Consider the following 19,249-nt stretch of genomic DNA (forward strand, 5'->3'; position numbering starts at 1 on the left):
GAGGACGAATGCAACAGTTGTTGAGCACGCTCAGGCGTGTTTTCAGGGAACGAATTGGCTGGAAACGGGTCGGGATCGTTGCCAGCCTGATTATCGTCACTATTGCGATCATGCATTTGTTCCGCACCCTCAAGGGCGTGGACACGGCGATCGTTCTCACCGCGCTTGCCGAAAAATCGCAAGGCCAGATCGCGCTCGCCGCAGTGTGCGTGCTGTGCGCGTTCTTCACCCTGACGTTCTACGACCTGTTCGCGTTGCGCACGATCGGCAAGATGCACGTACCCTATCGCATCGCCGCGCTGTCAAGCTTCACCAGCTACACGATTGGCCACAACATCGGCGCCACGGTGTTCACCGGCGGCGCGATCCGTTTCCGCATCTATTCGGACTGGGGGCTGACCGCGATCGATGTCGCGAAAATCTGTTTCATTTCCGGCCTGACATTCTGGCTCGGCAACACCTTCGTGCTCGGCATCGGCATGATCTGGCACCCGGCCGCCGCATCATCGATCGATCTGCTGCCCGAAAGCATCAACCAGTTGATCGGCGTCGGCCTGCTCGCCGGCATCGGCATCTATCTGACATGGATCGCCACCGGCAAGGGCCGCCGCAAGCTCGGCAAGGACGGCTGGAAGGTTCATCTGCCGTCCGCGCCGCTCACGGCGCTGCAAATCCTGATCGGCGTGGTCGATCTCGGATTCTGCGCGTTTGCGATGTATCTCCTCGCGCCGTCGAGCCCCGACCTCGATTTCGTGACGCTCTCCGTCGTGTTCATTCTCGCCACCCTCCTCGGCTTCGCCAGTCACGCGCCCGGCAGTCTCGGCGTGTTCGATGCGGCGATGCTGGTCGGCCTGCCGATGCTCGGCAAGGAGGAATTGCTGGCGTCGCTGCTGGTGTTCCGCATCCTCTACTTCCTGATCCCGTTCGCCACGTCGATCACGATCCTCGGCATCCGGGAATTGTGGCTCAGCGTCATCCTGCCTTGGCAACAGAGCCGAAAACTCCAGCCCGCGCCCGCGGTCGCGCAATCGTCACCTCCACAGTCGAAGCCTAAGCAAGCCGCGGAGTAATCCGCGCACAAAGATGTGGCTTGTGGGGTTCGGGAGCGTGATTTACGCTCAAGCGACATCCCCACATTTTGGCCTCATCCGTCGGCTTCAAGACCAGCATGATCCAGTCGCGCGTCATCCGCTTATCGCTCCTGATCGCGGCGCTCGGCGGCGCGATGGTAGGCGCTGCTACGGCGCAGACGCCGCTCGTGCCGCCTTCCGTCGCACAGCCCGTTCCGCAGCTCACGACGGCGATGCAGATTTCGTGGGAAGTCCGCAACCGCTTCCGCCTGTTTCGCGAGGAGCGCGATTTCCAGCTTCATATCGCGTCGCTCAGCGGCCGCACCATTCTTGAATCCGAACAGGCACTGGCGACGCAAAGCGACGGCCGCGGCTGGGCGCGCAACACACTCGGACGCCTGTGCATTGACGCAACGGGCCGCGTCAGCGAGCCCTGCACGCGCGACGGCGTGAAGGAAAGCTATCTCACGCCCACCGACCATCCGGTGACGATCCGTCTCACCGGCGCGGTGCCGGTCGGCGCGACCTGCGCATGGACATTCGAGGACGGCGATCCGCCGCGCCAATCGACGCTGGACTGCGCCGAGCCGATCAACCTGCGGGTGCGTTACGGCCGCGCAACGCCGGTGACCGTGGATGTCTCAAGCGGCGCCGACGCGCCGCAACGGGTCATCACGCAAATCGCAGTGCGCGACATTTTCATCGCGGGCCTTGGCGATTCCATCGCATCGGGCGAAGGCAATCCCGATCGTCCCGTGGCGCTGACCGACGACGGTTTCTGCTTCCGCTCCTATCTCGGCGGCCCCGCTGGGATGTATTTCCGTCCCGGCCGCGCCGGATTCAAGGGTGCCCGCGCCTGCGATACGTCCGACGGCACCAGCTTGCAGAACTGGCAACGCGCCGGTGCGCAATGGATGAACCCGGCGTGCCATCGCTCGCTCTACAGCTACCAAACCCGCATGGCGATCGCGCTGGCCGCGCAAAACCCGCAGATCGCGGTGACGTACCTGCCGCTGGCCTGCACCGGCGCCACCATCGACGAAGGCATGTTCGGATCGCAGCGCGCCCGCGAATGCGTGGTCAGCAAGAGCAGCCTGACCTGTCAGGGCACAGTGAACGCGCAGGTGTCCGAATTGCGCGAGGCGCTGACTGCCGCGACACGGCGGCAGCCGGATCGCGGGCTCGATCTCATCCTGCTGTCGATCGGCGCCAACGATGTCGACTTTTCAGGCCTTGTCGCCGACGTCATCATTGAGCGGCAAACCGAGCGCGCGCTGTCGCGGCGCACCGGTGTCCTCAGTTCGGTCGAGGATGCCCGCTCCACCCTGCAGCGGGAACTGCCGCAGGATTTCAACAAGCTGCGTCAGGCGCTGAAGCCGTTCGTCGGCGGCGATCTTTCGCGCGTCATTTACACATCATACGCGAATCCGTCGCTGGTGAACGGCGCGCCCTGCGCCGGCGGCCGCGCCGGTTTCGACATTCATCCCTCGTTCAACGCCGACCCGCAGCGTCTCGCTGACGTCACCGAATTTGTGCAGAACGAATTCCTGCCGTCGCTCAAGAAGCTGGCGACGTGCAGCGGCGGCGTGTTGTGCGGCAATCCCGCGCGCGACCGCATGACCTTCGTCGATCAGCATCAGGCGGCTTTCGCCAATCACGGCTTCTGCGCACGCGCAGAGACCGACCCGCCGTTCGACCGCGAATGTTTCTCGGCGAAGGGCGACAGCTTCGTTGCGGATATCGTCGATGGCGCAAACAACCCGCTCGCCTGCGGCGCGGGCGCCAGCGACTTCCGCGCCTACGCGCCGCGCGCACGCTGGATTCGCGACGCCAACGACAGCTACTTCACTGCGATGACCTATCCGCAGGCGCAGAAGGCGCCGAACCAGCCCGGCGATATTCATGACGCGACGTGGGGCGTGCTCTCCGCCGTTTACGGCGGTGCGATCCATCCGACCGCCGAAGGTCACGCCGCCATGGCGGACGCGGCGCTTCCCGCCGCAATGAGCGTGCTGGGACTTGGTCTGTCGGAAGCACCAGTGGTCAGCGAACCGCTCTCGCCCGCGACGCCTACAAGACAATAATCAGCCTGACTATCGGAAAAATCGTCATTCCGGGGCGCGCCCTTCGCGCGAACCCGGAATCCAAGGTTGCGACAAAGAATGGATTCCGGGCCTGCGCCAGGAGGCGCATCCCGGAATGACAGGTTGAAAAATTCGAACGCTTCAATTCACGCCGAGCTTCTTCTGCAGACTCGACGATGAGGTGGTGTACTGAAACACGACACGCTTGTCCGGGAAGACATAGCGGCTCGCCTTCTGCGCCATCAGCGCGCCTTCATGGAAGCCCGAGAGAATGAGCTTCAGCTTGCCGGGATAGGTGTTGATGTCGCCGATGGCGAAGATGCCGGGCACGTTAGTCTCGAACGCTTCGGTATCGACCGGCACCAGATTGTTCTCGAGCTTGACGCCCCAGTTCGCCACCGGGCCCAGCTTCATGGTCAGCCCGAAGAACGGCAGCATGGTGTTGCACTCGACCTTGGATATCTCGTTGTCGTTGCCCTTCACCAGCGCTCCGGACAGCACGCCATTCTCGCCTTCGAGCGCCGTGACCTGTCCGAGCTTCAGATCCATCTTGCCCGCGGCAACGAGCTTGCGCATCTGATCGACACTGTGCGGCGCCGCGCGGAAGTCGTCACGGCGATGCAGCAGCGTGACGCGCTTTGCGATCGGCTGAAGGTTCAACACCCAGTCGAGCGCGCTGTCGCCGCCGCCGACGATCAGGAGATCCTTGCCGCGGAACTGCTCCATCTTGCGCACGGCATAGAACACCGAGGTGCCTTCATAGGCGTCGATGCCGGGCACCGGCGGACGCTTCGGCTGGAACGAGCCGCCGCCTGCGGAGATCACCACGACCTTGGTCTCGAACACCTGACCGGCATCGGTCTTCACGCGGAACAGCGGGTCGCCGATCTTCTCGATGGTCTCGACCATCTCGTTGAGATGGAAGGTCGGATTGAACGGCTTGATCTGCTCCATCAGGGCGTCGGTGAGGCCCTGCCCCGTCACCATCGGAATTGCCGGAATGTCATAGATCGGCTTCTCCGGATAAAGCTCGGCGCACTGTCCGCCCAGCTTGTCGAGAATATCGACCAGATGCACCTTCATATCGAGCAGGCCCAGTTCGAACACCGCAAACAGGCCGCAAGGGCCGGCGCCGATAATCAGGACATCAGTTTTGATCGTGTCGGTCATGCTCGTTCCGGTCTGTGATGGAGAAAGATCGAGGTGCGGGGCGGAAAATGCCGCTTTTGACGGCATTGTCTAACCAAACCGGCCCCCCGGGGGAAGTCATATTCGGCCCCGCCCGCTGCCTCCGCGCCTTGTGAGGCGGCGACATTTCCCGCTATGCAGGACCCAAACCGGAGACCGAAGACGTGGATGCACCGACCCGCCCGAAACCTCAGTTCAAGCTTGAAAACTACCCGTTCCGCCTGGCCGACAATGTCCGCTACGGCGACCTCGATCCGAACAAGCACGTCAACAACGGGGTCTATTCAACCTATTTCGAGACGGCGCGCGTCACCCTGCTGCGCAGCGGCGATCGCGGCCTGATGCCGAAAGGCCTGAGCTGGATGCTGGTGCATCTCGCCATCGATTTCCGCGCCGAAATGCACTGGCCCGGGAGCTTTGAACTCGGCATCGGCGTCTCGAAGCTCGGGCGGACCTCGGCGACCTTCGCGCAGGTGGTCTTCGCGGGCGATGTCTGCACAGCCTCGGCGGAAGCGGTCACGGTTCTGGTGGATGCCACGACCCGCAAACCGACCCCGCTGACGCCCGAGATCATCGAGCGATTTCAGCCTTGGCTGCTGCGCGCATAGCGACAACCTGCCCCGCAATTGCTGTTGCCGCCGTGGCCGTTCGCCTCTAAATCTTTGGGGCGAACTTGCGACAACCGGGCCAGTCGTCCGTCATGCTCAGCTTCAACACCGACGATCTCCGTCCACAGGATCGGTTTGACTATTGGTGCGAAGTACGTGCCCGCAATCTTTTCGGCGTGACAATCTCGCTGAAACCGGACGAGCGGCAGAATTTCAGGGGACGATTTTCGGCAATCCCCGCAGGCGGCGCGATCCTGAGCGAGATGCAGGCGTCATCCTATTGGGTGTCGCGCACCACCGCCGATATTGCCCGCGCACCCGGCGACAGTCTCTGCATCTATCAGCAGCTAGGCGGCGCAAGCTGGTTCAAAAGCAAGGGCGGCGGCGAGTTCGTGGTGGCGGCGAACGACATCGCCATCAGCCACACCGACCTGCCCTATCTGACCCGGCCAGCAACCGCGCACGGCTTCGATCTTCGCGTTCTGAAAATTCCGTTCACCGGCCGCGAGGACCTCGTCCACGCGGCGCGAGGTCTGTCGCCGGCGCTGCTGAGCGACAATCCGCGCTTGAAAACCGTCATGTCCGCTTCGCTGGCAGCACTGGCCGCGGACTGTGCCAAGAATTCCGACAACGATTTCGATCTCGCCGTCGATCACCTCGCGCAACTGGCGCTGCTGGCGCAAGGCCGCGTTCGGCACGGTTCGCCGGAAAGCCGCGCCGCGCTGCGGTTCGGATTCCTGCATGCGGCCCGCAACATTCTCGCGCGCAACATGTATCGCCCGAACCTGACACCGGCAGCGGTCGCCGCCGAACTCGGCATCTCGCTGCGGAAACTGCATCTGCTGTTCGAACCGACGGGCATGTCCTGCGCACGCACGCTGACCGCGATGCGCGCCGAAGAAGCGCTGCGGCGGCTCAGGAACGCCCCGGCACAACCTGTGGCGGAGATCGCGCAGGCGTCCGGGTTCGACAGCTCCGCAACGTTCTACCGTGTGTTCCGCAATCTCTATGGCATCACGCCGAGCGATGCGCGCACGGCCGCTGTCCTCGACTGATCGTCTTTTCCAATGCTGAGTTTCTCCACCGACGACCTTCGTCCGCAGGATCGCTTCGACCACTGGTGCGAAGTGCGCGGCAAGAGTCTGTTCGGCGTCACCATCGAACTGGAGCGTGAGAAACGCGCCAGCTTTCAGGGCCGGTTTTCCGCGACACCGATTGGAAACGCCGTGCTGGCGGAGATGACAGCGTCGTCCTATCGCGTCAGCCGCACACCGGCCGACATCGCGCGCGTCTCGAGCGACAGTCTGAGCATCGGATTGCAGATCCGCGGGCCGGGCTGGATGAAGATCAAGGGAGACCGCGTGCATCTGGTGCGCGAAGGCGACGTCACCATCAGCCACTCGAACATGATGTTCGCGGGAACGCCGGAACGATCGGACGGCTTCGATTTCCGCACCTTGAAAATCCCGCTCACGAACGATCTCGCGCTCGGCGCGCGGACCCACGATCTCTTTCCTGAACCGCTGATGCAGGGCGCCCGCCTGACTCGGCTGATCAAGGCGACGCTGAGCGCACTGGAGCAAGACCCGTTTCAGGCATCGGGCGAGATCGAATCCATCGCCCGCCTTGCCCTGATCGCACGAGGCCGCCTTGCGCAAGGCTCACCCGAAGGCCGCGCCGTGCTGCGCGCGGGATTTCTTCACGCGGCGCGCGAGATCATGATCCGCGATCTGCACCGCCCGGATCTGACATCGGCGACGGTCGCCGCCGAACTCGCGATCTCGCTGCGGCAGGTGCATGTGCTGTTCGAGCCAACGGGATTGTCCTTCGCGCGGACGCTGACAGCGATGCGCCTCAATGAAGCGCGCCGGCTGCTCGGACTCACACCGGCGCGGCAGGTCGCAGACATCGCCTATGCCTGCGGCTTTGACAGCATCGCGACGTTCTACCGGGTGTTCCGCAGCGCCTACGGTATGACGCCGGGCGATGTCCGGGCGATGTCTCTCAACGCGTGAACCCTGTGGCACCTGGACCACAGGCCTGAAAAGACTCTCTTTTTAAGTCTTGGGGCCGAGCGTTTGCACGCAGTGAGAAGACGGCTTTTTCCCGATTTGGTAGGCCAAGGCCGGTTGGGGAGCCGTCAATGGCTAGGGCTGGACTTTTAACGCGTTCACGATGGCGCGCCGCGCTGCTGGCTGGCACGGCGCTGGCCGCGCTTGCCATTCCGTCCACAGCCCAGGCCGTTGACGGGATGGAGGTCCTCACCGGGCTTGCCAGCGATCCCTTCTCGATCTGGGGTATGAGCCGTAACGGGCAATTCCTTGTTGGCGTTACTGACGGCGGCTCCAACAATTATCGCGGTTGGATTTACAGCAACGGCACCTTCACCCTGGTGCCGGTGTTCGCCGACCCGACTCTCCAGACCACTGCGTCGGCGATCAACGATACCGGAACGGTCTGGGTCGGTTATGGGCAATTTCAGGGGCCAGTCTATGTCACCGGCCACGCGATCCGTTATGCGAACGGCGCCTTTACCGACCTTCATACCGGCGCCGCATTCGGACCCGGGGGCTCGCTCGAGAATTATATCGAAAGCTTCGCCACCGCCATGAGCGCCGACACGAATGTTGTCGCGGGCTTTGCTCAGAGTCACCTCGGAGGTTGGCAGGCCTTTCGCTGGACCCAGGCCACGGGCATGACGGGCCTCGGTTTCCTGCCGGGTTATTCGTTGAGCCACGCGACCGCCATTTCCGCGGACGGGACCACAATCGTCGGCTATGTGGGCAATGCCGGTCCAGAGCAATACCAGGCGATGTACTGGACCACGGCGACCGGCATGGTCGGCCTCGGTTCGCTGCCGACAGCGCCCGGAGGAAAAAGTTTTGCAAACGCCGTCAGTGCCAATGGCTCCGTGATCGTCGGAGGTGCCGTCGTGGATAGCACTGGGAATCAGCACGCCTTTCGCTGGACGCAGGCTACCGGCATGCAGGATCTCGGCACGCTGCCAGGTGGCGTCTATTCCAACGCCGTTGCCGTCAGCGCCGACGGCTCGATCGTGGCGGGCGGCTCCAGCGGCACGGGCGGCGGAGGTTTTGGATTTGCATTTCGATGGACGCAGGCTACCGGCATGCAAAAACTGTCCGATCTCCTGGCCGCGAGTGGCGTAAGTCCGGGACCTGGCTTCATTCTGGGCCAAACTGCTTACATGTCCGCCGACGGCAAGATCACCGTCGGCCAACTCACCGGTCCAGGTGGGAGCTGGCAAGGGTATTACATTGCCCGCTGCCAGTCCGTGATCTGTCAGGGGCTGACGACCTACGATCAGATGGCCAGTTCCTACGCAGGCCAGTCCGCCGTCGGACAGACCGCCAACGCCGCGATCGGCGGCGTGCTCGGCACCATGCAGGAATACGCCACGCAGGCGTATCAGACTCAGGGCAACCGCAGCACGCCCTATTCTGTTTTTGGCTACGGTGCTTACGACAGCGACCCGATTGCATCGGGCACACTCGGCCTCACCGCCGATCTGCCGTTCGGTCTTGTCGCCGGATTCACGGCGTCGGCAAACTACGTGAAGACCGACATGGTCTATCACGGCAATGCCAAGATGTTCGGCGGCGCGCTGGGCGCATTCATCGCACGCACACCGGACACGGGCCTGCAATGGCTGCTCGGCGGCAGCCTGATCGCACTGAGGGGCGACATCACACGCGGTTATCTCAACGGCGTCACACCGGCATCATCGACCGGATCAGCGTCGGGCAACGGCTATGGCGCCACCGCGCGCATCGGCTGGGGCTTCGCGGTTCTGCCGCAGGTCACGGTGACGCCGTTCGCCTCCTACACGTTCGCAGAAACGCGCTTCGGAGGTTACGGCGAGACCAATGGCGTGTTCGCCTCGAACTTCGATGATTTCATTTCGACCTCGCAGGTCTCGCGCGGCGGCGGCGATCTCCGCTACACCTTCGCGCCGAATAGCTGGGTCTGGGGCACGGCAGCGTGGGGCCATCGCCTCGACAGCGGCAGGGGCGCAAGCATCACCGGCACGCTGATCGATGCGCCATTCGGCTACACCTCGCCCGGTCTCTCGTCGGCAAGGGACTGGACGGAAGTCGGCGGCGGTGTGCGCCTGCCCGCCTGGACCAATGGCGCAGTCACCGCCTCGGTCACGGCTTCGCTCACGCCCGGTCAGGTGGTCACTTACGTCTCCCGTCTCGGCGTCAGTCAGACGTTCTGAGATCACACGGACCGCGCTCGCAGCGCGAAAAAGTTCGGCGTTTGCGCGGAGTGAGAAGACGGCCTGTGGCCCTCTTGGTAAAACATGTCCGTTGGAGAGCGTATCGGCGAGGCTTGACGTCACCTTTCATGACGTAAGAATTTGTTGCGCCCGTATTTTCGCGCTTCCATTTCATCACCAAAAAATTTCTCGCACCGCACGATGTGGCCGCCACGCCACAAGCCGGAAAAGATTCGGATTTTAGGCATCCGGACAGAACGCGTGCGCGCAATGAGAAGACGTCTCCAAATCGATCTGCCACACGTTTCCTGCTGAGACCTCCGCCGCCCGGTTGGCGACGGAGCATGGGGTAATGGGTGAGGCATGGGGTGCGTTGAGAGGATCGCGGCGATCAAACGGGCCGCGTTCGCGCTGTTGACAGGTGGCGTTCTGGCGGTCTCAGCCACGGCAAACGCATGGGCATCGGCAGGCTGCGACGCCGTCAACAACGGCGAACTCGACGTCTCCGCGTCCACTTCAACGCCGATGGCCTCGCATAGCATCACCGGCAAGCGTTTCGCCCCCGGCGATGTGCTGACCACGACATCCCGCACCAATGACGGCTCATTGGGCCTGGTCTACCTGGTGTTCACGGATGGCAGCCAGAGGAGCGCGCAGCGCAGCAATCCTCCGAACTTCTCGACCTTCACGCTGACGGCTGCTGGCAACGAGTCCTCCATCATCGCCTACATCTACAATAATGGCTCCGGCGGCGGCTCGAACTGGATCACGGTCACCTGTACGCCCGGCCCGGCCAATGCCAGCCTGACGGAAATCCAGAGCAGCGGAAGTCCGAGCATCGCCGGGCAATCGGTAACCTTCACCGCCACCATGACCGGCACGGCATCCAACGGCACTCCGAACGGCACCGTCACCTTCGACTTCGGCGATGGAACGCCAGCAGCGCCCGTCACGCTCAGCAGCGGCACGGCATCCATCAGCCATACCTATGCGACAGCCGGCAATAAAACAGTAACTGCGAGCTATGGCGGCGACAGCACCAACTATGTCGCAAGCTCGGCCAGCATGACGCAAACCGTCAACAAGGCCACGAGTTCGCCAGGCCTCAACATCACACCCTCGCCTGCTGTTGTCGGTCAGGCATCGACATTTTCAGTAACGGTGTCCGGCGTATCGGGCGTGCCAACCCCGACCGGCACGGCGACAATCGATTTCGGCGACGGCTCCTCCCAGGCCGTCCTCACGCTCAGCAGCGGCACGGCCAGCACCACGCACACCTATGCGACCGTCGGCAATAAAACCGTGACCCTGACCTACAGCGGCGACCCCAACTACACCAGCACGGCGATCACCCCTTCTGTCTCTGTTAGGCAGGGAGCATCGGGCATCAGCATCGGCTCAAGCGCCAATCCGAGTCCGTTCGGACAAACAGTGACTTTCACTGCGACAGTCACCGGCACAAATCCCACGGGTACGGTGCAATTCCTTGACGGCGCGACGCTGATTGGCTCCGGAATCCTGTCGGCAGGCGCCGCTACCTTCTCGACATCGGCCCTGTCTGCGGGACCGCATTCCATCATCGCGTTCTATGGTGGCGACACCAACAACGACGATTCGACGTCTTCGACCCTCACGCAGACCATCAGCCTGTCCAGCACCACGACAACGCTGGCGTCGTCACAGAATCCAAGCGACGTGGGCAAGCCGGTGACATTCACCGCGACCGTCACCAGCGGCGCCGGTGCGCCGACCGGCGGCACCGTGACCTTCATGGATGGGGCAACAACGCTCGGCACGACGAGCCTTTCTGCAGGTACCGCCACCCTCACCACCACATCGCTTGCGCTGGGCAGCCACACCATCACCGCGAGCTATAGCGGCAGTCCTGGTTTTACGAGCGGCACGTCCTCGCCGCTGGTGCAGTCGATCAACATTCCTGCGGACAGTCTCAAGCTGCGCGCGCTTCAAGCCATGGTGACGCCCATGGTGAGCCAGTTCTCCGGACAGGCGATCTCGGGCGCCATCGACAACGCAATCTCGGAAGGCTTCAGCGATAGCGGCGGCTCGCTCGTCGCGCCGAACAATTCCGGCATCCGCTTCAATTTTTCTGCAGACAGCAATGACGATCCGAAAGCCTCCGCGAAGATCAGCTCCGAAGCCCTCTTCGGCACGGCCCCGGACAAGTCTCGCGTCAACGATGCGTTCAGTGCCCTCGCCTACGCAGCGCCAACCAAAGCGCCGCCGCGGTTTACCGAAGCGAAGGAGTGGCTGGGCTGGGCCGAAGTGCGAGGCACGACGCTCGACCGCTCAGGCAACAACAGCACCGGCACTTCGGCGCTCTATGGCAACCAGATCAATGTGGTTGCCGGTCTTACGCGCAAACTCGCGCCGAACTTTCTGATCGGCGCGTTCGGCGGCTACGAGACATTCGATTATCGTTCGGATCAATTGCAAGGGCGCCTCAAAGGCGACGGCTGGACCGCTGGCGGCTATTTCGGCTGGAGGATCACACAGACCATCCGCTTCGACGCAGCGGTCGCATATTCCGGCCTCGGCTATGACGGGACTGCGAGCACGGCCGCCGGTTCGTTCAACGGCAATCGCTGGCTGGTGTCGGGCGGATTGACCGGCAGATATGAAACCTACGGCCTGATGATCGAACCGTCGGCGCGCATCTACGCGCTGTGGGAGCACGAGAATGCCTACACCGACACGTTGGGCACCTTGCAATCGGCGCGCGATTTCTCCACAGGCCGTGCCAGCGCGGGGCTCCGGCTCGCCTATCCCATGATGTGGTCGTCGGTCGCCATCGCGCCATATGTCGGCCTGTATGGCGACTACTACTTCAACAGCGACACCGCAGCCGTTCCGGCCGCCAGCCTCGCAACCGTATCGGCCGCCATTCTCGACGGCTGGTCGGCGCGTGCCGCAGGCGGCGCAAATCTGAAGTTCACCAACGGCGCGCAGATCTCGATCGGCGCAGAGCGCGGCGGGATTGGCAGCAGCGGCGCAGCCCTGTGGACCTATCGCGCCCGCGCGTCAGTGCCGTTCTGAGTTCGGGCCATGCATCATCTGCCCCCGACGCTCGCCATCGCGCTCCGGCTGACCGGCGCAATCTGGATCTTCGGCATCGTTGCGATGCTGATGCAGGCGGACACGCGTATCGTGGTGGCCGCGTTCGTGGTCGGCCTTGTCACCGCGATCATCGAATGGATTATCGTCAGGAACATCCCGCCGCCGGCTGGTCCGGCAGAGGATGAAGATACTACGCCTGACGCTCGGGCGTCGACACCACAAGTCCGTCGAGTTCGTCGGTCACCTTGATCTGGCACGACAGCCGCGAGTTCGGCCGCACGTCGTAGCCGAAGTCGAGCATGTCCTCTTCCATCGGCGTCGGCGATCCGACCTTCTCGCGCCAGGCTTCATCAACATACACATGGCACGTCGCACAGGCGCATGCGCCGCCACACTCGGCTTCGATGCCGGGAATCGCGTTGCGGATCGCGCCTTCCATGACGGTCGCGCCGGCCTCCACGTCCACGGAACGGGTGGTACCTGCGTGATCGATGAAGTTGATTTTGACCATGATTTGTCGTGCTGCCCGGATAATTCAGTTGGAGACGTCCTATAACGGGTCAATCCGCCAGATGCCAGCTTTGCCGGGGGATAAAAGCCGCGCGGAAAGACCGGGTCAGGACCGGCTCAACATATGGCCGATCGCGGCCCTGGCTTCCTCGACCGCGTGCTGAAGCAGGGTGATCGCGCCCGCGACGTCGCCATTGTTCTTCATGGCGGCTTCGACACCCAGGGCGGCCTCTGCGACCCGGAATGCGCCAATGGCCCGCGCGGACCCCTTCAGCGTATGCGCCAGCGCAGCGGCGTCAGCCGGAATTGTCTTGAGCCGGCCGATCAGATCGGCGCTTTGAGCCGAGAAAAGCCCGAGAACTTCGGCTTCAAGCGCAGCTTCGCCGAGCGTCATGCGCCCGAGATGCTGGACGTCGATGGCGGTCTCTTCTGGAACGAGCGGTGGTGACGGCATCCAGTTCAACCGCTCCAGGTTAAGTGACATGACCCATCCGAAATTGCTGACGGCGCCGGATCGAATCCGGCCGGAAACACCGTCAGGCAATCACACCAATGGTTAACGAAATGTATCAGGTATTCGCCCCGATTTAGCCATGTTTTCGCCGCCTCGCCGCCTAGAAATACCAAAGTGCTTTTGAAAACTGTTGATTTCTGAAAGCGTTAACCGTGCCGGTGTTAACGATGATTAAAAATCTATTAACCCATCCCATTTCATTCGACCCACCGAGCCAATAGGATGTTTGCGGAAGTGCGGGACAACCGGCAGGACAAATCGGCGACGTAACTTCGTTTCGTCTACCGGTATCGGGGAACATTCGACGGCGCACAGCCCTGGCTGCGGTGCCACTTGCGGATGCGTAAAAAATAAAGGCGTGCGGGACACATGGCGAAAAATCCGAAGGTCAAGGATCCAACTGAAGCCGCCCTTTCGGCGATCCAGGAAGCTCTGAACATCGGCGATCTGCCTCCCTCCGACAGCAGTCGGGACAACCTCGCGCGCAACGAACCGTCGCTTGGCGCTGCCAGCCGCGGGGCCGACCTGCGTTCGCCTGCTGCCGACGACCTCGGCGTCCCGAGCTTCGACCGCAGTCCCGCCAATGACGACCGCGAAACCATCGGCGCCATTCTCCAGACCATTCAGAAGGGCCGCCCGCGGCGCAACGCCTATACTGTCGCAACGCTGTTCTCGGGCCTGTGGATCGCAGGCGTCGGCTTCCTTGCGTTCGCTTTCCTGCCTGCACTGGAATCAATCGTCGGCCAGGGCAGCGCCGGCTTCCTGGCGCTGATCGGCCTGATCGCCGTTCTCGTTTCCCCCCTGCTGCTGTTCTACTTCATCGCCAGCATGGCATGGCGCAGCCAGGAAATGAGCATGATCGCTCAATCGATGGCGCAGATGGCCGTCCGTTTCTCCGAACCCGAGCATGTCGCCAACGGCGCGATCGTGACCGTGGGTCAGGCGATCCGCCGCGAAGTCGCCGCCATGGGCGACGGCGTCGAGCGCGCGGTCGCGCGCGCCGGCGAACTCGAAGCGCTGGTCGCCAACGAAGTCTCCTCGCTAGAGCGCGCCTACAGCGACAACGAAGTGCGCATCCGCGCCCTGCTCCAGGATATCGCCGTCCAGCGCGACAACCTGGTCGGCCAGGCCGAGCAGGTCCGCAACGCCATTTCCGGCGTGCAGATCGACCTGCGTCAGGACATCGCTCTCATCAGCGACGCCATCGCCTCGCGCGTCGATGAAGTGGCCAGCAGCATCACCGGCGCTCTCGAAGAGCGCAGCGAACACATCACCCGCGCCCTCTCCAGCGCCGGCGACAACATGATCATCGCGCTCGGCGAACGCGGCGGCGACCTGCTCGACCGGCTCGAGGAAGCCAGCACCCAGACCGCCGCCAGCGTGCTCGACGCCAGCGAAAAGCTGACCGCCAGCCTCAACTTCAAGACCGGCCACGTCCATGAGGAATTCGCGGACCTCGCCGACCGCGTCCACGACGCCTTGAACGAACGCCTCGACAAGATGACCGGCGAGTTCGAACAGCGCTCGGCGACCATCGTCGACGGTATCGCCGCGCGTTCCGAGGAAATCATCGCCAGCGTCGCGGACCGTACCGACAAAATCGTCGAATCGATGAGGGTTTCGAGCGAGTCCCTGCTCTCCGAGCTCGATGTCCGTGGCGCCACCCTCTCCGAGCAGATCGATGAGGCCGGCAATCGCCTTGCCGACCGCGTTCTGACCAGCGGCGAGAAGGCCGGCGAAGCGCTCGACGTCACCATCAATACGCTGGTGGCGAAGGTCGTGAGCCAGACCGAAACCGCCCACGAGACGCTGAGCAACCAGATCGGCCTGTTCGACGGCATCGTCAAGGAACACGGCAACGAACTGGCCGAGAAGTTCGCGCGCGACAGCGGCACGCTCGGCGCCCTCATCACCCGCCACATCGCCGAATTCGACCGCACGGTGAAAACCTATGGCGGCGAGATCGTCGAACGCATGGGCGAGCATACCCAGGGCCTCGCCGACAACCTCAAGGCCTATGTCGACACCTTCGACACCCGCGTCACCACGCATCGCGACGAAATCCACTCCAAGCTCGACACCAGCCTCGCCGGCTTCAAGGCCGCGATCGAAAGCCGCGTCGACCGCCTCGACACCTCGCTGCTCTCCACCGTCAACTCGCTCGACGAGACGGTTGCGACCCGCACTAAGGCTCTGGAGGAATCGTTCGATGCCCGCGCCGCCGCATTCGGCGACACGGTCAGCAACCGCGCTGCGTCCTTCACCACGGTGATGGATGCGCGCACCAGCGCCTTCACCGACGCGATCGACAGCCGCGCCGTGGCGTTCACCGAGAAGCTCAGCGATCACTCCGCCGAAATCGCCCGGGTATTCGATACCCGTGCCACGGCGTTCACCGAGAAGCTCAGTGAGCACTCTGCCGAAATCGCCAAGGTGTTCGACACCCGCGCCTCCGAGTTCACCGAAACGATCAACGACAAGACCACGGCGTTCAAGGAATCGATCGACTACCGCACCACTGCGTTCACCGACACGATCGACAGCCGCACCACGGCTTTCGCCGATCTGATCGATGCGCGCACCACCGCGATCACCGAACGGGTCGACACCGGAGCGGAAGCTTTCGCCACCATCGTCGATGCCCGTACCGCTGCGATCACCGATGCCCTCGACAGCCGCACTGCGGCGCTGGCGAACATCGTCGAAACCCGCACTGCGTCCTTCGCGGACATCATCGATACCCGCACGGCGGCGTTTGCCGACACGGTCGATACCCGTACCGCCTCTATGGTGCAGACCTTCGACAGCCGCGCAGCAGCCTTCGCGTCGGTGGTCGAGAACCGCTCCGCAACCATCGCCGAGGCCATGGAGGCGCGCGGCGCTCAGGTGATGAGCCTGCTGACCAGCGGCGTCGACCAGATGGCAAACGCCATGAGCGAGCGCATCAAGGACATCCAGGGCAACCTGGGATTCAACGTCAGCGCCCTCGCCTCCGACATCAGCGCGCGCGTCGCGCAGTTCGAGAACCTGCTCGATACGCGGGTCGAGGCTGCGGCCAACCGCGTCACCACCAGCGGCCATCACGCCGCCGATGCGATCGGCTCGCGTTCGGAAGAGATGACCCAGGCGATCAAGGCCCGCGTCGAGGAAGCCGAGCGTGCCCTCACCGGCCTGATGTCCAACACCTCGACCACGATCCAGGAAGGCGCACGCACCGCCCAGCAGTCGCTGATCTCGCTCTCCAGCGATGTCAGCAGCCAGCTCAAGGCCGTGTCCGGCGAAGTCAGCACCGACCTGAAGACCGTGTCGGGCGAAGTAGGCTCGCAGCTCCGTGGCATCACCAGCGAGGTCGGCACCCAGCTCCGGGATATTTCCGGCGAGATCGGCTCGCATCTTCGCGGCATCTCCGGAGACGTCGGCACCAGCCTCAAGGCGGTCTCCGGCGATCTCGAGCGCACCATCCAGATGGCGGCGCGCGAAGCCGAGAACACCCTTACCGTCGCATCGACCGGTGCGACCTCGCAGATCAAGTCGGCCTCCGCCGAGATCGAGCGCACCATCGCGGTCTCGACCGACCGCTTCGGTTCGACCCTCAACGGCAAGGTCGAAGCCATCACCGACGGCGTCCGCGAGCAGACCGAACAGCTGGCGCAGCTGGTCGACAGCCGCCGCGGCGCGCTGGTCGAAGCTCTCGGCAGCAAGGCTGCGGAGATCTCCTCCACCATCGGCAGCGCTGCGGACTCCGCGCTGAAGTCGATCGAGAACCACGGCGGCGCCTTCACCGTCGCGATGATGAACAACTCGTCCGATCTGGCCCGCCAGATCAATACCGCCAGCGAGATCGCGATCGGCGCCGTCAGCAAGTCGCTGAAGGATATCGATCAGACCTCGCGCGCGGCGATCGACCAGTCGCGTCAGGTGGCGACCTCGACCATCAACGAGCTGCAGGAGACCAGCAAGATCCTGCGCACCGACACGCTCGCCCTGTTCGAGCGGCTGCGTGAGGGCAACATCCTGCTCCAGGAAGTGCTCACCGGCGCTCACGACAACCTCAACTCGCTCGAGCGCACGCTGGTTACGCGGGTCGCGGAGTTCGTCTCGACGATGAACGACGTCACCAGCCGCAACGGCGAATCCACCAACGCGCTGGAGCAGCAGCTCGGAACCTTCACGTCCAAGACATCGGGGGCGCTGGAGAATCTCAACGCGCTCTCGGCGCAGTTCGAGAACCACGGCCGCGCGCTGGTTGAAGCTGCGACCCTGATCGAGCGGAGCAACGAGCGCGCCGGCGACTCCGTCGCCGACCGTAACGCCCTGCTGGAATCGCTGGTGTCCAGCATTGACCTGCGGACGCACGATCTCGACGAGCGCCTCTCGCGCTTCACCAACCTGCTCGACGACTCGCTCGCCGCAGCCGAGACGCGGGCGCGCGACATCGCGCAGATCGTGGCGCAGACCGCGGGCTCCAGCTCGGCTGAAGTCAGCCGTCAGTTCGAAGCGGTTCGCATGGCCGTCGAGGACGAGCGCCGCCAGACCTCCGAAGCCATGGCCGAACTGTACGACCAGGGCACCCGCGAGGCGGAGAACATGTTCCGTCAGGCCGCGGACAAGTTCGCGACCATCGTGCACGGCATGAAGCAGATGGCCTCCGAACTGCACAGCGAACTCGACGCCACCCGCGCCGAACTGCGCCGCGGCGTTCTCGAAGTGCCGCAGGAAGCGGCTGAGAGCACCGCGCAGATGCGCAAGGTCATCGTCGACCAGGTCGAAGCGCTGGCCGAGCTGAACCGCATCGTCGCCCGCCACGGCAAGGGCCTCGACGTGGCGCCGACCACCCGCACCGTCTATCGCGAGGAAGAAACCGTGATGGCGACAGCCGGCGGCCGCGCCGAGACCGTATCGCGGCCCGCGCCGCAGCGGCCTCGGGACGTTGCCAGCGCCTCCAGCCTGCCCGCGCCGGAGTTCGGCCCGGCCAGCCCTGCACCGCGCCGCACCGAAGCGCCATCGGTCTCCCCGGTCGGCAATGGCGGTAACAACGACGGCTGGCTGTCCGACCTCCTGAACCGCTCGGACGATGACGGCTCACGCGGCCGCGCCGCGCCGTCCGCTCCGCGTCAGTCCGCAAACCCGCTTGAAGCGCTGTCGCTCGACATCGCCCGGCTGGTGGACCGCGAACTCGCAGCGGAAATGTGGGATCGCTATCAACGCGGCGAGCGCAAGGCGTTCTCGAAGCGGCTCTACACGCCGGCCGGACAGAAGGCGTTCGACGAGGTCGCCCGCAAGTATCGCGCCGACCGCGCCTTCAAGCAGACGGTGGACCGTTACATCAACGAGTTCGAACGCCTGCTGGATGAAGTCTCGCGCGACGAGCGCGGACCGGCGGCCCTGCGCAGCCACCTCGTGTCGGAAACGGGCCTCGTTTACACCCTGCTCGCCCACGCTGCGGGACGGCTGGGGTAAGCTCAGACACCATTCGACAACCATACGAAAAGCGGAGGCTTCACGGCCTCCGCTTTTTCATTGGGCATGTATCACCACTCGTCATTGCGAGCGCAGCAAAGCAATCCATCTTCACTTGCCGCCACGAAAGACTGGATTGCTTCGTCGCTTCGCTCCTCGCAATGACGGGCTGCAACATTTCGTGATGGGGATACGCGTCCCCGTGTTCTGAAGCGCGCTTAAGTTCGTCATGTCCTGTTCGTGAGGGGCGCTTTCTAGAGGCGTCTTCAAGGCGGAGCAGGATGCGGCGCCTGCGCGCGTGTCTCGCACACACGCGTCCGGGAGGCTGGGGTCACCGTCCGGGCCAACTATGTGGCTCTGCCGTTCGCCGGCTGGACGCGGAGCGGACGAAGGCGGCGAAAGCCGTCCGGATCAGGGGTCGAGTAACCTCCCCCGTCCGCACCCGGAAGTACGGTCCCCTCGCCCAAAATCGCCGCAATGGAGCGCCGCAAGGCGATGCGCTT

12 protein-coding genes are annotated in these 19,249 nt (G+C 63.7%); 9 read left to right on the forward strand and 3 right to left on the reverse strand.

What is annotated here, in order from left to right:
* Positions 1 to 8 precede the first annotated feature (8 nt).
* Together I554_RS0109140 and I554_RS0109145 are read left to right on the forward strand one after the other, a co-directional pair.
* Positions 9 to 1,070: a YbhN family protein gene (locus tag I554_RS0109140; RefSeq protein ID WP_024577809.1), complete on the forward strand. Its 1,062-nt coding sequence runs from the start codon at positions 9 to 11 to the stop codon at positions 1,068 to 1,070.
* 98 nt (positions 1,071 to 1,168) lie between these two features.
* A complete protein-coding gene (locus I554_RS0109145) occupies positions 1,169 to 3,154 on the forward strand; it encodes a hypothetical protein (protein WP_024577808.1) in 1,986 nt (661 codons plus the stop codon).
* A gap of 141 nt (positions 3,155 to 3,295) precedes the next feature.
* Here the strand turns inward: I554_RS0109145 and I554_RS0109150 are convergent, their stop codons facing one another.
* Positions 3,296 to 4,324, reverse strand: coding sequence for an NAD(P)/FAD-dependent oxidoreductase (locus I554_RS0109150; RefSeq protein ID WP_024577807.1), 1,029 nt, complete (start codon positions 4,322 to 4,324; stop codon positions 3,296 to 3,298).
* A gap of 182 nt (positions 4,325 to 4,506) precedes the next feature.
* Here I554_RS0109150 and I554_RS0109155 point away from each other — a divergent pair, with 182 nt between their 5' ends.
* The 6 genes from I554_RS0109155 to I554_RS26320 all read left to right on the forward strand — a co-directional run bounded on the left by I554_RS0109155 (position 4,507) and on the right by I554_RS26320 (position 12,511).
* On the forward strand, positions 4,507 to 4,950 hold the full coding sequence (locus tag I554_RS0109155) for a thioesterase family protein (protein WP_024577806.1): 444 nt from the start codon (positions 4,507 to 4,509) through the stop codon (positions 4,948 to 4,950).
* Between the two features lie 92 nt (positions 4,951 to 5,042).
* Complete coding sequence (locus I554_RS0109160; RefSeq protein WP_024577805.1) at positions 5,043 to 6,005, forward strand: helix-turn-helix transcriptional regulator; 963 nt, start codon at positions 5,043 to 5,045, stop codon at positions 6,003 to 6,005.
* Between the two features lie 12 nt (positions 6,006 to 6,017).
* On the forward strand, positions 6,018 to 6,965 hold the full coding sequence (locus I554_RS0109165; RefSeq protein ID WP_024577804.1) for an AraC family transcriptional regulator: 948 nt from the start codon (positions 6,018 to 6,020) through the stop codon (positions 6,963 to 6,965).
* 128 nt (positions 6,966 to 7,093) lie between these two features.
* Entirely contained in the window at positions 7,094 to 9,187 is a 2,094-nt protein-coding gene (locus I554_RS27250; RefSeq protein WP_051373172.1) for an autotransporter domain-containing protein, read from the forward strand.
* 363 nt (positions 9,188 to 9,550) lie between these two features.
* Positions 9,551 to 12,241, forward strand: a complete 2,691-nt coding sequence (locus I554_RS0109175; RefSeq protein WP_024577802.1) for an Ig-like domain repeat protein — start codon at positions 9,551 to 9,553, stop codon at positions 12,239 to 12,241.
* A 9-nt stretch (positions 12,242 to 12,250) separates the two neighbouring features.
* On the forward strand, positions 12,251 to 12,511 hold the full coding sequence (locus I554_RS26320) for a hypothetical protein (RefSeq protein WP_081710756.1): 261 nt from the start codon (positions 12,251 to 12,253) through the stop codon (positions 12,509 to 12,511).
* On the opposite strand, the gene I554_RS0109185 is transcribed toward I554_RS26320, so the two are convergent.
* Positions 12,453 to 12,773, reverse strand: a complete 321-nt coding sequence (locus tag I554_RS0109185) for a 2Fe-2S iron-sulfur cluster-binding protein (RefSeq protein WP_024577801.1) — start codon at positions 12,771 to 12,773, stop codon at positions 12,453 to 12,455. The genes I554_RS26320 and I554_RS0109185 overlap by 59 nt on opposite strands.
* Positions 12,774 to 12,878: 105 nt before the next feature.
* Positions 12,879 to 13,256 (reverse strand): Hpt domain-containing protein, encoded by a 378-nt coding sequence (locus I554_RS0109190; protein WP_024577800.1) that lies wholly within the window; start codon positions 13,254 to 13,256, stop codon positions 12,879 to 12,881.
* 399 nt (positions 13,257 to 13,655) lie between these two features.
* Here I554_RS0109190 and I554_RS0109195 point away from each other — a divergent pair, with 399 nt between their 5' ends.
* Positions 13,656 to 18,746, forward strand: a complete 5,091-nt coding sequence (locus I554_RS0109195) for a hypothetical protein (RefSeq protein WP_024577799.1) — start codon at positions 13,656 to 13,658, stop codon at positions 18,744 to 18,746.
* The last annotated feature ends 503 nt before the right edge of the window (positions 18,747 to 19,249 follow it).

The sequence above is a fragment of the Afipia sp. OHSU_II-C1 genome, assembly GCF_000497575.1.
In the GTDB taxonomy this organism is placed as follows: Bacteria; Pseudomonadota; Alphaproteobacteria; order Rhizobiales; family Xanthobacteraceae; genus Afipia.

What these genes read in the sequence shown, in the direction of transcription:
- I554_RS0109140 (WP_024577809.1), top strand. Translation starts at nt 9, where the DNA reads ATGCAACAGTTGTTGAGCACGCTCAGGCGTGTTTTCAGGGAACGAATT.
- I554_RS0109145 (WP_024577808.1), top strand. Translation starts at nt 1,169, where the DNA reads ATGATCCAGTCGCGCGTCATCCGCTTATCGCTCCTGATCGCGGCGCTC.
- I554_RS0109150 (WP_024577807.1), bottom strand. Translation starts at nt 4,324, where the DNA reads ATGACCGACACGATCAAAACTGATGTCCTGATTATCGGCGCCGGCCCT.
- I554_RS0109160 (WP_024577805.1), top strand. Translation starts at nt 5,043, where the DNA reads ATGCTCAGCTTCAACACCGACGATCTCCGTCCACAGGATCGGTTTGAC.
- I554_RS0109165 (WP_024577804.1), top strand. Translation starts at nt 6,018, where the DNA reads ATGCTGAGTTTCTCCACCGACGACCTTCGTCCGCAGGATCGCTTCGAC.
- I554_RS27250 (WP_051373172.1), top strand. Translation starts at nt 7,094, where the DNA reads ATGGCTAGGGCTGGACTTTTAACGCGTTCACGATGGCGCGCCGCGCTG.
- I554_RS0109175 (WP_024577802.1), top strand. Translation starts at nt 9,551, where the DNA reads ATGGGGTGCGTTGAGAGGATCGCGGCGATCAAACGGGCCGCGTTCGCG.
- I554_RS26320 (WP_081710756.1), top strand. Translation starts at nt 12,251, where the DNA reads ATGCATCATCTGCCCCCGACGCTCGCCATCGCGCTCCGGCTGACCGGC.
- I554_RS0109185 (WP_024577801.1), bottom strand. Translation starts at nt 12,773, where the DNA reads ATGGTCAAAATCAACTTCATCGATCACGCAGGTACCACCCGTTCCGTG.
- I554_RS0109190 (WP_024577800.1), bottom strand. Translation starts at nt 13,256, where the DNA reads ATGTCACTTAACCTGGAGCGGTTGAACTGGATGCCGTCACCACCGCTC.
- I554_RS0109195 (WP_024577799.1), top strand. Translation starts at nt 13,656, where the DNA reads ATGGCGAAAAATCCGAAGGTCAAGGATCCAACTGAAGCCGCCCTTTCG.